The following is a 14,822-nucleotide window of genomic DNA, read 5'->3' as shown; positions in this document are numbered from 1 at the left end:
TCCCGGAATGAGCGTTGATATCCTGGAATGAGCGTTGATATCCTGGAATGAGCGTTGATATCCCGGAATGAGCGTAGATATCCCGGAACGAGCGCTGATATCCTGGAATGAGCGTAGATATCCTGGAATGAACGTAGATATCCTGGAATGAACGTTGATATCCCGGAGTGAGCGTAGATATCCCGGAGTGAGCGTAGATATCCCGGAATGAGCGTTGATATCCTGGAATGAGCGTTGATATCCTCGAATGAGTGTTGATATCATGAAACGAACGTTGATATATCGAAATAACGATTAATCTCAAAGTGTATTAAGCAACCCTCTACTTGTTATGGGAAGGGGGTTGTTTTCAAACTTAATAAGCAACTAAGGAGTAATTACAATGAATCAAAGCGTAATCAAGGCACTGAAACTGCTTGATTTATTTACCGAGGACATACAGGAATTATCTTTAAGGGAAATTGCACTCCGAGCTAATCTGCCTAAACCAACCGCGTATAGACATTTGGCTTCACTAGTGGAATGTGGATTTTTACAAAAAGCAAAGGAGAACGATCAAGACAGTCGGTATAGGCTGGGCCTGAAATTGTTAGAACTCGGACATTTGGTTACAAATCAACTAGAAATAAGGGAAATAGCGTTACCATTAATGGAAGAATTAGCGCAAGATATCAATGAAGTAATCCATATTGTAATTGCAAATCAAAAAGAAGCAACGTATATAGAGAAGGTTGATAGTACACGAGCTATCCGTTTATATACAAGAATCGGTAAGAGCTCGCCACTTTATATTGGGTCTGGCCCCAAGTTATTACTAGCATTTATGGAAAAAGCGAAGCAAATAGAGATTCTGGGTGATGCTGTACTTTATGCAATCGATGAGCATCGGACAATTGATAAAAGGAAGCTTCAAGAAGAATTAGACATCATCCGTGAAGAGGGTTATGCTTACAGTATTGGCGAACAGGACTTGGAGACAACAGGAATTTCCTATCCCTTATATAATTATAGAGGACAAGTCATTGCTGCCTTAACAGTTAGTGGATTATCCAGCCATTTTGAAGGAGAAAATTTACAAGAAATTAAAATGAAAACGCGAAAAAGTGCAGAGAAAATATCTAAAAAGCTTGGCTTTCAAACTACATAGTCAAGGGGAGGAGAGAAAGTGATGCATACAGTATTTGTTGCTGGACATGCAAAATTACCTTCAGGTATGGCAGCAAAAAGTATATATGATACATTAACCATAACAGCTGAAGTTGATAAAAAGTATGGTGTGATTGTAACCGCAAGCTGCACTTTGGCTACGCTTCACGGTCGAGAGTTTGTGCAGCAATTATTGCGTGGCCATAGCTTACAGGATGGCATTGAGGATCCAGTGGAAGAAATTCGCTTACATTACTTAGGAAAGGCTGGAAACGCACTGATATCAGCATTGAAGGATTTGTACAAGCAATACGAGCAATATACACATATAAAAAAAGATACAGTTACATAAAAATGTCCTACCAATTTAATTGGCAGAACATTCTTTTCTGGTTAACCAAATTAAATTAGGTCCACGTGCTCCCCATCTCTCTAATCTATTGAAATCGAAATAAATTTCATTTCTAAGAACTCTTGCATCCCATGGTGGCCGCCTTCTTTACCCATACCAGATTGTTTGATTCCGCCAAATGGAGTTTCTGGAAGTGATGGGAATACATCATTTACACCAACAATTCCGTAGTCTAATCGTTCTGATACTCGTAAGGCAACACTCGTTTTTTCTGTGAAAATATACGCGGCTAATCCATAATCGGTATTGTTCGCTTTACGAATGACGGAATCCTCATCTGTAAATGTTTGAATAGGGATAACAGGACCAAATGTTTCTTCATTCATGATTATCATGTCATCAGTGATATCAGATAGGACAGTAGGCTGATAGAAATAACCATCAAACTCGCCTTTCCATCTACATCCACCAGTAATAATGTTTGCACCTTTTTCAACTGCATCATCTAAATGTGCTTGAACCTTTTTTGCAGCATTTTCATTGATTAATGGTCCAAGATCCGTGTCTCCTGTTAGACCATTACCAATTTGTAATTCTTTAACTTTATCTGCAAGCCTATTTGTAAATTTTTCTTTAATAGATTCATGCACATATAAGCGGTTGGCGCAAATGCAGGTTTGGCCGTTATTACGGAACTTGCTTCCCAACGTGAGAGTCGCAGCTTTTTCAATATCTGCATCATCAAACACAATTATCGGGGCGTGGCCACCAAGCTCTAAGGATAGTTTTTTTACATGATCGGCACTTTCACGCATTAAATATTTTCCGACTTTAGTTGATCCAGTGAAGGTAATTAAACGCACCTCTTTATCGGATAGCATTGTCTGACCAATTGTTTGCGCATCACCTGTAACAAGATTCACGACGCCTTTTGGCAAGCCGGCTTGTTCCAGTATCTTCACTATTTCGATAGCTGATATTGGTGTTTCTGGTGAAGGTTTAAGTACAACTGTACACCCCGCTGCAAGTGCAGGACCAATTTTTCTTGTGATCATAGATGCTGGAAAATTCCAAGGTGTAATCGCCCCAATAACACCAATAGGCTGAGGTATAACCATTAGCCGTTTGGATTTAACGGATGAAGGGATTAACTCACCATATCCACGGCTTGCTTCCTCTGCATACCATAATAGGAAGTTGGCTGCACCTTTGACCTCGCCAATTGCTTCTTTTAATGGTTTTCCTTGCTCAGTTGTCAAAATTTCACCAAGTCGATCTGCTTCTTCTAACATGATTTGTGACGCTTTGTATAAAATTCGTGATCGTTCACGTCCTGTTGTTTGTCCCCAAGTTTTAAAAGCTTCTGAAGCTCCCTGAATAGCCTTTTTTGTTTCTGCTTTCCCCCCATATGATATTTCACTTATTGGTTCAAGTGTAGCGGGATTGTAAATTGTTTCTGTTTCCTTTGTATCAGCACCTTGCCAGGTTCCATTTATAAAAATACTATCGATATATTTTTTAATCATTCGTTATCCCCCTCGATATTCTTGTCTAGCTGTGACACCTAGAAGCTGCCGTTATAAGCAATGAACACTCCGAGCACTAAAACCATGTGCTTTAAGATTCCTTGCTTACGCGATCGCTTCTCATCAGTCGCCTTCGCTTTTCCTACTCCCATGCAGGCAACATATTGTTTAATTGTTTATCTTTTCGGTAACCGAGAACATATTCTGCCTGCATAACCGTGTGAATCTCACGTGTTCCTTCATAGATAACAGGTGCTTTGGAGTTACGCAAATAACGTTCAACAGGGTATTCATCCGAATAACCATAAGCACCGTGAATCTGCACTGCATCATCAGCTGCTTTGTTAGCAAAGTCACAAGCTTGCCATTTCGCCAGAGATGTTTCACGGGTATTTCGTTTTCCTTGATTTTTTAGTTCACCAGCGCGGTATACGAGTAATCGACTCATTTGCAGTCCAGCTTCCATCTTAGCAACCATTTGTTGCACTAGCTGATGGCGGCCAATTTCTTTTCCAAACGTTTCGCGTTCATGACAGTAATCAACACTAGCTTCAATACATGCCATAATTTGCCCGCATGCTCCAGCAGCAACTGTAAAACGACCATTATCTAGTGATGCCATTGCAATTTTAAAGCCTTCTCCTTCTTTGCCAAGCAGGTTTTCTTTTGGAACCTTTACATTGTCAAAAAATATTTCGCCAGTATTTCCAGCTCGAATTCCATGTTTACCTTTTGTGGCCTTTGATGAAAATCCTTCCCAAGTACGCTCAACAATGAATGCCGATATGCCATTATGCTTTTTCGATTTATCAGTATAGGCAAAAACCAAGAAATGATCAGCAGAATCACACAATGAAATCCATGTTTTTTGGCCATTCAAATGATAATATTCGCCATCTTTTGTAGCTGTTGAATTTAAGGATGCAACATCAGATCCAGCACCAGGCTCTGTTAAGCCAAATGCACCGACTTTTTCACCTTTTGCCTGTGGGACGAGGTATTTTTGTTTCTGATCTTCATTACCCCATTGAAGGATAGACATACTATTTAATCCGGTATGTACCGAAACAGCTGTACGAAAAGCTGTGTCACCACGCTCTAATTCCTCGCAAACGATGGCAAGTGAATTATAGTCCATTCCGCTACCACCATACTCTTCGGGAATACAAACCCCCATTAATCCAAGATCTGAAAGCTTATTCATCACAGAAGGGTCAGCCTTTCCTGTTCGGTCCCACTCAGCTATGTGTGGCATGATTTCTTTATCTACAAAGTTACGAACTGTATTTCGAAGCATTTTTTGTTCTTCCGTGTATTCAAAATTCATTTGATCATCTCCATATTATTATTTTTTATTTAAAAAAAGTACTATTTGTTAGTAAAATCAGGTAAGAGTTTATCTAGTAAAACGTGCAAGAATTTCATCTGTGTGCTCACCAACATTAGGCGGGTGCTGTTTATATTGTACTGGCGTCCGTGAAAGCTTAAGCGGGCTCCCTACCATTTTTACCTTTCCTGCAGTGGGATGCTCAAAGTCGATAAACATTTCTCTTACTTGAAGCTGTGGGTCTTTTGTCACTTCCTCGATATTTTGAATGGGCCCACAAGGGATACCTTTTTCCTGACACTTTGTTTGCCAGATAGCTGTTGACTGTCTATGAAAAGCTTGTTGCAGTAGTGGAGTTAATACCTCACGATTTCCCACCCGATCAGAATTTGTTTCAAATCGATCGTCATCAGCAAGTTCAGGTCTTTCTAAAATGGTACATAACGCTTTATACTGCTTGTCGTTCCCGACTGCGACCACCATTTGCCCGTCGTTTGTTTCGAATGTTTGATAAGGCACAATATTGGCATGATTATTTCCAAGTGCTGTAGGAATTTTGCCGGACATCAGATAATTACTACCGATGTTAACAAGAGAGCTGACAGCTGAATCGTAAAGCGAAATGTCCAGCTTTTGACCTTTTCCAGATATCGTTCGTTCAAGTAGTGCACCTTGAATACCAATACAAGCATATAACCCGGTTAAAATATCGGTTATTGCAACACCGAACTTTTGTGGACCTGATTGATCGTCACCAGTGATACTCATTAATCCACTCATCGCCTGGATGATAAAATCATAGCCAGGCATTGTTTGGTATGGACCAGTTTCACCAAACCCTGTTATCGAACAATAAACAATTTCAGGGTTTATTTCAGTGAGAGCTTGATAGTCTAATCCAAAACGATCCATCGTACCTGATTTGAAATTGTGAAGAATGACATCGCTTTCAGATGCAAGCTTTTTAATCGTCTCAATGCCTTCTTGGGATTTCAGGTCGACTGTAATACTTTTTTTGTTTCGGTTTGCACACAAGTAATAGGCGCTTACATCATTCTGGAATGGTGGCCCCCATTTGCGGGTGTCATCACTGCCTTCTGGGGCTTCTACTTTAATTATTTCAGCACCAAGGTCACCTAAAATCATCGTACAGTATGGGCCTGCAAGCACACGCGACAAATCGAGAACTTTGATATGTTCCAATGCACCAGCCAAAAAATCACTCCTCTCCATTCAATTAAAAAAAGCCAATTCAAACTGACCACAGTCGTGCTGTAAGTCAACTTGAACTGGCTCATTATCTGCTGGAACTTACCTGGAATGGGTATGTAAACAGATTAGACAGTCATCTAGCTGTAGCTCATCGGGGTTTGCGACATGAACACTACACGTGCAAAGAGCAATCACTCAACGGTTCCTTGTGCGTGTACCCCAGATTAATCGCCTTCGCTTTTTCGTTCGAATTAATTGACGCAGATCATGTGATATAAACGTTTTTGCGTTTTAACATGAATCTTACTAATTACTATTCTAATATATTCAGAATTATATGTAAATGTTTATTTTAAAAAAGCTGAATCCTTTGATGGAATTCAGCTTCGAAAATACTATTCATTGCTATGCGTTTTGGAAAAAGGAGAAGTGTTCAGCCTGGATATCCGCTGATTACTGAATATATCGGCTGTTACAAATATATATCGGCCGTTATGACGATATAACCGCTGATATTTTCATATAACTGCCATTTTCTCGATATATCGGCCGATTGGCAATCTAAACGCAGCTTTTCTTGATCCGTGGGCACAGATCATACGCCAATAAACGGGCGCCTCAGCTTTTCTTCCTGTCTAGCTACGGCTCCTAGCGACTAGCAAATAGTTAGTCCTGATGAATGTACGGACAGTTCACCGTACTTTCACAGTCCTATCTATTTGTACGTCGCTAACCAGTCGCCTTCGCTTTTCTTTCTGTCTAGCTACGTGGGCTAGCGACTCGAGACGTAGTCAATAGACACTCCGAGCACGAAAGACCGTGTGCTCTACGGTCTTTTGACTACGCTTGTCGTCGCTGAGCAAGCCCACTACGCTTTTCTTTCTACTTAGCGGCTTTTTGTAGTTTGGTAATCATCTTAAGTGCACGGCCTGTTCCGATTGCCACTGATTCAAGAGGGTTCGGGGCAATGTGTACCGGTACGATGATTTCTTTTGCTAGCCAATCTCTCATTCCGTTTAATAATGCACCACCACCAGTCAAAACGATACCACGATCAACAATGTCACCACTTAGCTCTGGAGGACAATTTTCTAGTGTCGCACGGATGGTTTCTAAAATTTGTTCAAGCGATTCCTTTAATGCAGAATGGATTTCTGTAGAAGAAACAGTGATTGTTTTTGGTAAACCAGTTACCATATCTCTGCCGCGAACTTCCATAGTATCCTCTTTATGATCTGCATTTGCATATCCAATTTCAATTTTAATATTTTCTGCAGTTCTTTCACCGATTAAAATATTATAGTTTTTACGGATATACTGAATGATTTCTTCATCCATTTTATCTCCGCCAGTGCGTACAGAATTACAAGAAACAACACCACCAAAAGAAATGATGCCGACTTCAGATGTACCCCCGCCAATATCAACGATAACGTTCGCAATCGGTTCATCTACTGGTAGGTCTGCACCAATCGCAGCTGCAACAGGTTCTTCTATTAAATGTACATGTTTAGCACCATAACTTGTTACTGCGTTGTGAATGGCTCTTCTTTCAACTGAAGTACTTCCAGAAGGTGTACACACAACTACTGTTGGTTTACGCATGGAAAGTCCCATTTTTTTACTTACCTTTTTCAAAAATTCCTTTAACATTTGTGCGGTAACATCGTAATCAGCTATTACTCCATCCCTTAGCGGGCGAATGGGGACGATGTTCTGTGGTGTTTTACCAACCATTTCTTTTGCTTCTGTTCCAACCGCAACGACATTTTTCGTGTTAATATCAATGGCCACTACAGATGGCTCGTTTAAAACAATTCCTTTTGTCTTTGAATAAATAAGTATATTAGCAGTACCTAGGTCAATACCAATTTCTGCATTAGATAACATTTTAGCTCCTCCAATGATGACAGTTTTCAATTATAGCATTTCTATACTATAACATGATTTGTGGGGGTAGGTAAGTGCTTTACAGATTTTGGATTTTGATACATTACATAGAGGAAGTAAACCATAATTTCCTTATATAGTAAGGGTTTCAATGAATCACGAACAAGATTATATAGCCTTTTTTCGTTTAACATCTAATTTATCATTTTTGTTACAAATGAAGAGAGGTTGTAATATTTTTCAGAAAATAAAATGATGTCAAGTATGTTTTTTTAGTAGATTATGCCACTAAATTGAACTTTTTCCAAAAAAGGCTTATTTAGGTCTCATAGAAAACCTTTACTACAAAGGATTTATACAAATCTATCAGTTAACCAAACTCTTATGGAAGGGCTTTCCAAAATTATTACAAGAATCCCATGCTATGATTATTTTGCAGCAAAAAACACAGCTTAAGGAGATGTTCAAAATATGTTCAAGAAAATTAGTATCGTAACTGCAATGTCTACAGCATTACTAATTGGTGGTGCCTTTACAAATACTGTTGATGCATCAGCAAATGCAGATCATAGTCAGAAACAGCAAAACCAATACAAAGTCTACTATTCTATTAACGCGAAGACTTTTTCAAATTTAGATGGTAATTTAAATGACTTTTTGCAAAACACCCTTGCAAACTACCAAGTGAATTTGAAAAATGTTAAGCCTGCAGAACCAGTAAAGAATACTGAAGAAAAAGAACAAGCTACAGAACAACCAGCTCAGAAGCAGGAAGCTCCTAAACAAGAAGAACAAAAGCAGGAAGCTCCTAAACAAGAAGAACAAAAACAAGATGCTCCTAAAACAGAAGAGCCAAAAGAAGAAGCACCGGCAAAGGCTGAACCAAAGCAAGAAGCACCAGCAAAAGCTGAGGCACCTGCTCAACAACAGCCAGCTAAAGAACAAGAGCAACAAACACAAGCTCAATCAAGTCAGTTAAGTGCTTTCGAACAACAAGTAGTAGAATTAACGAATAATGAACGTGTAGAACGCGGCTTGAATCCGTTAAAAGTTGACGTTGAGTTAAGCAAAGTAGCACGCGAAAAATCACGTGACATGTCAGCAAATAATTATTTTTCTCATAATAGCCCAACTTACGGGTCACCATTTGACATGATGAAAAGCTATGGTATCGATTACCGTAGTGCCGGAGAAAACATTGCAAGAGGACAAACCACACCAGAACAAGTGGTAAATGGTTGGATGAATAGTGATGGACACCGTGCAAACATTTTAAGCGAAAAATTCACGCATATTGGTGTAGGTTATGTTGCAGATGGTAACTACTGGACACAACAATTCATCGGAAAATAGGAAATAATAGGTTTAAATGTAGAGATTAGCACTTGCTAGTCTCTTTTTTTGTGTAAAAATTGCATCAACCATCGTATAATGGAATAGGAGGTGTTTTTTATGATTCGAAGTTTATGGATCTATTTTTGTGCAATTATCACTGTTCTAAGGAGTGGTCTGAAATTACATAAAGGTCGAAAGCTTTTCAACCAAGATAGTAAACAAGCACAACAAGAATTATTTGAAGCGCCAAAATGGGTTTCCCAAAAAGTAATTAAAAGCACTGGGACAGATGTTCATGTATCTGGTCAAGAAAAGCTTCCAGATGAAGCGGTGTTATTTGTCGCTAACCATCAAGGACTGTTTGATATTCTTGCTTTAATCGGGTATGTCGGAAAACCACTTGGATTTATTGCAAAAAAAGAAGTGGAAAAAATCCCTATTGTAAGTTCTTGGATGGGTCTCATGCATGGTGTGTTTATTGACCGTTCTGATCGTAGGCAGTCCGTTCGAGCAATAAATCAAGGGATTGAAAACTTAAAGAAAGGCCATTCCCTCGTTGTTTTTCCTGAAGGTACAAGAAGCCGGGGAAGCAACCTGAATACATTTAAATCTGGGAGCCTACGACTAGCAACAAAGGCAAATGTCCCTATTGTGCCAATTGCGATAAATGGGACCTATCAAATGCTTGAAGAGGGTAACGGAAGAGTGAAAGGTTCAACCATATATATGACTATTCTTGATCCAATTTATCCAAATGACTATCAAGAAAAAAAACATAGTGATCTAGCTATTGCTGCACAGTCAAGTATTGAAAAGTCACTACAACAAATGGGGCATAGTTAAGTAGTATAAAAACTTTTATAAAGCACCCTCGATTATTCAGGCGAATTAATCGGGGGATTTGTTTGTTTAAAATGCAATTGGAATCGTTTTAGTTTCCTTTTCTGCATGACACTTCTAATATAAGAAGTACCGTTCATTTATCTAACTTGGGTGCTATACAACCGTTTAAATGTGTATGGATTAGACCATCATAATCTAATATAGAAGAGGTGATACGTATGGTACAAGGTGCTGCTAACTGGAATACAGAATTAAGTCAAGAGTGGTTACAAAATTATGTGGATGACTGGGTTTCCTTTTATCGAAAACACACAAGTGATGGGAAGGTTGCCTCGTATATCCCGATTTTGGCTGAAGCAAATCAAGACCATTTAGGTATAACCATTTTAGGGAAAAATGGGATGGCAATTCGATCAGGAGATGTTGGAATACCATTTACCTTACAAAGTATTTCAAAAATCATCAGTTTTATTGTTGGGTGTATTGAGCGCGGTATTGCATATATGCTTGACCGGGTTGACGTTGAACCTGCTGGAGAAGCTTTCAATTCAATCATGCACCTGGAGATGAAGCAACTCAAAAAACCGTTTAACCCATTAATTAATGCAGGAGCGATAACGGTTACCTCGATTCTTGAAGGGGAGACCTCTGAAGAGAAAATTGCCCCTATACTAGACCTATTAGAAAAAATGATCGGGTATCGCCCGAAAATTAATAAAGATGTATATCTATCAGAGAAGCTATCATCTACACGGAATAAAGCAATTGGGTACTACCTGCTTGAAACAAACTTTCTTGAATCAGATTTAGATGTAACGCTGGACACCTATTTTAAGCAATGTTCGATTGAAATTACTGTGGATGACCTTGCTAGAATTGGTATGATCCTTGCCAATGACGGGGTCAATCCTGATACACAAGAAGAAGTAATCCCAAGGCAGGAAGCACGGATTTCCAAAGCGCTAATGTTAACTTGTGGAATGTACGATGCATCTGGAAAATTTGCAACATATGTAGGGATACCGGCAAAAAGTGGTGTATCTGGTGGAATCATTGCAGCTGCTCCTCCACGTGTACGCGAAGAGGAACTACCGTTTTTAGAAGGTTGTGGAATAGGTGTTTATGGACCAGCGCTTGATGATAAAGGTAATAGTATCGCGGGTATCCGCTTATTACGTCATATTGCGAAACAATGGGATTTAAGCATTTTTTAAACAGAGGTGATTAGATGTGTGGTAGGTATACACTGCTTAGGGAAGAAGTTGAGATTTTAAAGGAATTTGGTATAAACTACTCGATTGAATCATATACTTCAAGCTATAATATTGCGCCAGGTCAAAACGTACTTGCAGTCATTAATGATGGAAAAGGGAAGCGGGCGGGATATTTGAAATGGGGGCTTGTTCCTTCATGGTCAAACGACGAAAAGATTGGCTATAAAATGATTAATGCCAGAAGTGAAACTGTTCATCAAAAACCAAGCTTCAAAACGTTATTAAGGCGTAAAAGGTGTTTAATAATTGCAGATAGTTTTTATGAATGGAAAAAAACTGACCAGACAAAACAACCGAAGCGAATTCAATTAGGGGATCGTAAACTATTCGCGTTTGCAGGGTTATGGGATAAATGGCAAGATGATGAACGAAATCTTTTTACATGTACAATTTTAACAAAAGAGGCAAATGATTTTATGCAAGGTGTACACCACCGGATGCCAATTATTCTTCCTAAAGATAAAGAAGATGAATGGATTGCACCAAATGAGATGGATCCTAGTTCAGCACACAAATTTTTACAGTCGATACAAGTTGATGATCTTAAAGCACATAATGTTTCAAGTTATGTAAATTCAGCGAAAAACAATGATTCTGCATGTATTGAGCCATTAATAAAATAAAAGGAGCGAGCACCAGAGAAAAATGGTACCTCGCTCCTTTTCATTTGCGTCCGCTTCTGACCAGTCGCCTGCGCTTTTTTTGATCCAGCTGCGGCTCCTAGCGACTAGCAAATAGTTAGTCCTGATGAATGTACGTAAAGATCGACGTACTTTCACATTCCTATCTATTTGTACGTCGCTGACCAGTCGCCTCCGCTTTACTATACTTCTATGCTGCTTTTGCTCGTTTTCGTTCTTTTTCTTCTTCTTTTGCTACTTTTATAAATTTCTTTGTTTCGTAAACTACGACACCTGAGAGTCCAAGTAATCCGATTAAGTTTGGAATCGCCATAAGTGCATTCATAATGTCGGCAATGCCCCAAACAATACCCAACTGCTCAATAGCGCCGTAAAATACGACTAATACAAATACAACACGATAAATTGGTACCGCCTTGTCATTAAACAGATAACTGAAGCACTTTTCTCCGTAATAGGACCAACCAACAAGCGTCGAGAAAGCAAATAGTACAATGCCAATAGTAACAATATAGCTACCAGTATCACCTAAGAAAAACGCAAATGATGCCGCTGTGAGATCTCCACCATTTAATGTAGAACCAGTGTACATATCTGCCATGACAATCGTTATTCCAGTAATGGAACAAACGATAATTGTATCAATAAATACCTGTGTCATGGATACAAGAGCCTGGCGACCAGGATAGTCTGTTTTTGCTGCCGCCGCCGCAATAGGTGCTGATCCGAGTCCGGCCTCGTTAGAGAAAACCCCTCTGGCTACACCGTATCGAATTACAGTACCTAAGATACCACCACCGATGGCACTACCTGTAAATGCATCATTAAAGATCAAGGCAATGGCACTTGGTACAATATCTAAATTCATAACAATAATAACTAAACCACCTATAACATAAAATAAAGCCATTACAGGAACAAAAATTGCTGTTACACGACCTATACTTTTTATTCCACCTAAAATAACTAACCCAGTTAAAAGAGTAAGTATAATTCCAGTTACCCACGTAGGTACACTAAATGAGCGCTGAAGTGCATCAGAAACAGAATTTGACTGAACCATATTCCCAATACCAAAAGCTGCTATAGAACCAAAAACAGCAAAGGTAACACCAAGCCATTTTGCCTTTAAACCGCGTTCTAAGTAATACATCGGGCCACCAGACATTTCACCGCGACTATTGACCACACGGTATTTAACTGCAAGAAGTGCCTCCGCATACTTGGTTGCCATTCCAAAGAATGCACTGATCCACATCCAAAAAACGGCACCAGGACCACCGAGTACAACAGCTGTGGCCACACCAACAATATTACCTGTTCCAATTGTGGCAGCCATGGCGGTAGTAAGAGCCTCATAGTGACTAATGTCCCCTTTAGAAGCTTTGTCCTGTCGTTTAGGACTAAACGCTAATCGTAAAGCGTAAGGAAGGGTACGAAATTGTAGAAAAGCTAACCTTATTGTTAGGTATAATCCTGTTCCAACAATTAAAATAAGTGTTGGTGGTCCCCATACAAAACTACTTATATTACTAATGATTTCTTCCATGTTTCTCCTCCTTTAACCATTTTTTGAGTGTATGCCTATAGTAAATATTCCGAAAATTCAACGGAAAAGTCAAGAGAAATTTTTATGTTTTTTAGTTACATTCGTAAAAATGTTAGTTTATTTATTGCTTATGAGGGAAAAAGTAAGATAGAAATAAAATGGTTCATGTGTACAGGTTATGATAAAGTATTAAGTGGTACTTAGAACTTTATCAAATGAGACTATTGGAAAACACCCAGCATATAACAGTAGAGGAGAGACAAACATGCAGAATAACAAATTAGTATATGGAATAATAATTGGTGCACTAGTAGGAGGATTAACAACCCTTTTTGATCGGGAGACACGCTCTAAAACAAAAATGCAATATTTCAACACAAAAAGGAAAACCAATTATTATCTGAAGCACCCTTCAGAAGCTGTGCGGAAGGCTCGTGTTACCTGTAATCAATTCAATGATACATTCAATACGAGTGCTGATACTGCAATTAATACATTGGAGCAGGTGGAGCAAACTATTGATAAAATACAAAATAAAAAAGATGAAAGTTTAAAAAGAATTGAATCAAACGAAGAATAAGTAGTAGAGGTTGTTCAAAAAGTCCGGTAAAAATGACGCATCGAATTTCTTCGTTTGCTCACGTATTAATAGCATACGTTCAAGCTACGCTGACTCGAACTTTCGACGCACAGGACGTGCTAGTATCGGTGTTGCAACAGGATAAGGAAAGCTACCTGAAAAAGCATCGCACGAAGAAAATCGTTTTTTATTTTCGAGGAAGTTGCGTTCTTATCTGATGACGGTCATTTTTATCCTCCTTTCTGAACATACACTAGTAGGGATTTAAACGAGGGGGATGGATAATGAAAAAAGCTGTTACGTTTTCAAAACAACTTTTTCAAAAGATAACTGAAGTAGATGTATTTGGTATGGCAGCACAACTTGCCTATTTCTTGTTGCTATCCTTATTCCCCTTTTTGCTGTTTTTAGTAACACTAATTGGATATTTACCAATAGATACCGAAAGAGTAATTTCTTTTATTAGTGTTTATGCACCAGGTGAAATAATGGACTTAATTTCGACTAATATTAATCAGTTGTCCAGTGATCAAAATGGTGGTTTACTGTCCGTAGGTATTATAGGCACCATTTGGTCAGCTTCTGCAGGTATTAACGCAATTATGAAGGGTTTTAATGGGGCATATGAAGTGGATGAGGATCGATCATTTATAACATCCAGACTGATCGCTATCGTATTAACCATTGCAATGGTGGTAGTGATTGGTATAGCGTTTTTATTACCCATTTTTGGAAAGATGATTGGAGATTACCTGTTCTCATTTCTTGGATGGTCATCAAACTTCATACAAGTCTGGGAAACATTACGGTGGGTTATATCATCCATTGTGTTTTTAATCGTACTTTTAGCACTTTACAAATTGGCTCCAAATCAAAAGATTTTATATAAAGATGCTATCTGGGGTGCTGTATTTGCAACAATTGGCTGGCAATTAGTGTCATTGGCCTTTTCTTATTATATAAGTACCATTGGAAGTGGAAGCTATTCTGCAACGTATGGAAGTCTGGGAACTGTCATTACATTAATGATCTGGTTTTATTTGTCAGGAATTATCATCATTACTGGTGGTGTCATTAACGCCATTATTAAACACAGGCGTGTTGGCAGGCTTGAAACATAGAAACATGGTCCATGGTATTTGATCGA

The 14,822-nt window shown here is 38.9% G+C and carries 13 protein-coding genes; 8 read left to right on the top strand and 5 right to left on the bottom strand.

Annotated features, from left to right (window positions below; translation table 11 throughout):
- The first annotated feature begins 382 nt into the window (after nucleotides 1–382).
- Together AC3G7N_RS07565 and AC3G7N_RS07560 are read left to right on the top strand one after the other, a co-directional pair.
- Complete coding sequence (locus tag AC3G7N_RS07565; RefSeq protein ID WP_489421540.1) at nucleotides 383–1,147, top strand: IclR family transcriptional regulator; 765 nt, start codon at nucleotides 383–385, stop codon at nucleotides 1,145–1,147.
- A 21-nt stretch (nucleotides 1,148–1,168) separates the two neighbouring features.
- Nucleotides 1,169–1,498, top strand: a complete 330-nt coding sequence (locus AC3G7N_RS07560) for a DUF3870 domain-containing protein (protein WP_489421653.1) — start codon at nucleotides 1,169–1,171, stop codon at nucleotides 1,496–1,498.
- Nucleotides 1,499–1,578: 80 nt separating this feature from the next.
- Here AC3G7N_RS07560 and AC3G7N_RS07555 read toward each other — a convergent pair whose 3' ends face one another.
- The 4 genes from AC3G7N_RS07555 to mreBH all read right to left on the bottom strand — a co-directional run bounded on the left by AC3G7N_RS07555 (nucleotide 1,579) and on the right by mreBH (nucleotide 7,453).
- Nucleotides 1,579–3,024, bottom strand: coding sequence for an NAD-dependent succinate-semialdehyde dehydrogenase (locus AC3G7N_RS07555; protein ID WP_489421539.1), 1,446 nt, complete (start codon nucleotides 3,022–3,024; stop codon nucleotides 1,579–1,581).
- 142 nt (nucleotides 3,025–3,166) lie between these two features.
- A complete protein-coding gene (locus tag AC3G7N_RS07550) occupies nucleotides 3,167–4,351 on the bottom strand; it encodes an acyl-CoA dehydrogenase family protein (RefSeq protein ID WP_489421538.1) in 1,185 nt (394 codons plus the stop codon).
- Between the two features lie 69 nt (nucleotides 4,352–4,420).
- Nucleotides 4,421–5,566 (bottom strand): CaiB/BaiF CoA transferase family protein, encoded by a 1,146-nt coding sequence (locus AC3G7N_RS07545; RefSeq protein WP_489421537.1) that lies wholly within the window; start codon nucleotides 5,564–5,566, stop codon nucleotides 4,421–4,423.
- A gap of 879 nt (nucleotides 5,567–6,445) precedes the next feature.
- Nucleotides 6,446–7,453, bottom strand: a complete 1,008-nt coding sequence (mreBH, locus tag AC3G7N_RS07540; RefSeq protein WP_489421536.1) for a rod-share determining protein MreBH — start codon at nucleotides 7,451–7,453, stop codon at nucleotides 6,446–6,448.
- A gap of 471 nt (nucleotides 7,454–7,924) precedes the next feature.
- On the opposite strand from mreBH, the gene AC3G7N_RS07535 reads away from it, so the two are divergent.
- The 4 genes from AC3G7N_RS07535 (at nucleotide 7,925) to AC3G7N_RS07520 (ending at nucleotide 11,528) form a co-directional block, all read left to right on the top strand.
- Entirely contained in the window at nucleotides 7,925–8,806 is an 882-nt protein-coding gene (locus AC3G7N_RS07535) for a CAP domain-containing protein (RefSeq protein ID WP_489421535.1), read from the top strand.
- Nucleotides 8,807–8,905: 99 nt separating this feature from the next.
- A complete protein-coding gene (locus AC3G7N_RS07530; RefSeq protein ID WP_489421534.1) occupies nucleotides 8,906–9,631 on the top strand; it encodes a lysophospholipid acyltransferase family protein in 726 nt (241 codons plus the stop codon).
- Between the two features lie 218 nt (nucleotides 9,632–9,849).
- Nucleotides 9,850–10,845: a glutaminase gene (locus AC3G7N_RS07525; protein WP_489421533.1), complete on the top strand. Its 996-nt coding sequence runs from the start codon at nucleotides 9,850–9,852 to the stop codon at nucleotides 10,843–10,845.
- Nucleotides 10,846–10,859: 14 nt separating this feature from the next.
- Nucleotides 10,860–11,528 carry an SOS response-associated peptidase gene (locus AC3G7N_RS07520; RefSeq protein ID WP_489421532.1) on the top strand — a complete coding sequence of 223 codons (669 nt, stop codon included), beginning with the start codon at nucleotides 10,860–10,862 and terminating at the stop codon, nucleotides 11,526–11,528.
- Between the two features lie 208 nt (nucleotides 11,529–11,736).
- Here the strand turns inward: AC3G7N_RS07520 and AC3G7N_RS07515 are convergent, their stop codons facing one another.
- Complete coding sequence (locus AC3G7N_RS07515; RefSeq protein WP_489421531.1) at nucleotides 11,737–13,095, bottom strand: alanine/glycine:cation symporter family protein; 1,359 nt, start codon at nucleotides 13,093–13,095, stop codon at nucleotides 11,737–11,739.
- Between the two features lie 265 nt (nucleotides 13,096–13,360).
- Here AC3G7N_RS07515 and AC3G7N_RS07510 point away from each other — a divergent pair, with 265 nt between their 5' ends.
- Together AC3G7N_RS07510 and AC3G7N_RS07505 are read left to right on the top strand one after the other, a co-directional pair.
- A complete protein-coding gene (locus tag AC3G7N_RS07510) occupies nucleotides 13,361–13,675 on the top strand; it encodes a YtxH domain-containing protein (RefSeq protein WP_489421530.1) in 315 nt (104 codons plus the stop codon).
- Between the two features lie 284 nt (nucleotides 13,676–13,959).
- Nucleotides 13,960–14,796 carry a YihY/virulence factor BrkB family protein gene (locus AC3G7N_RS07505; RefSeq protein ID WP_489421529.1) on the top strand — a complete coding sequence of 279 codons (837 nt, stop codon included), beginning with the start codon at nucleotides 13,960–13,962 and terminating at the stop codon, nucleotides 14,794–14,796.
- Nucleotides 14,797–14,822 lie beyond the last annotated feature (26 nt).

Source organism: Virgibacillus carmonensis (genome assembly GCF_057836705.1).
The sequence above is the reverse complement of the archived record's forward strand: the minus strand, read 5'-3'. Positions and strand labels throughout refer to the sequence as shown.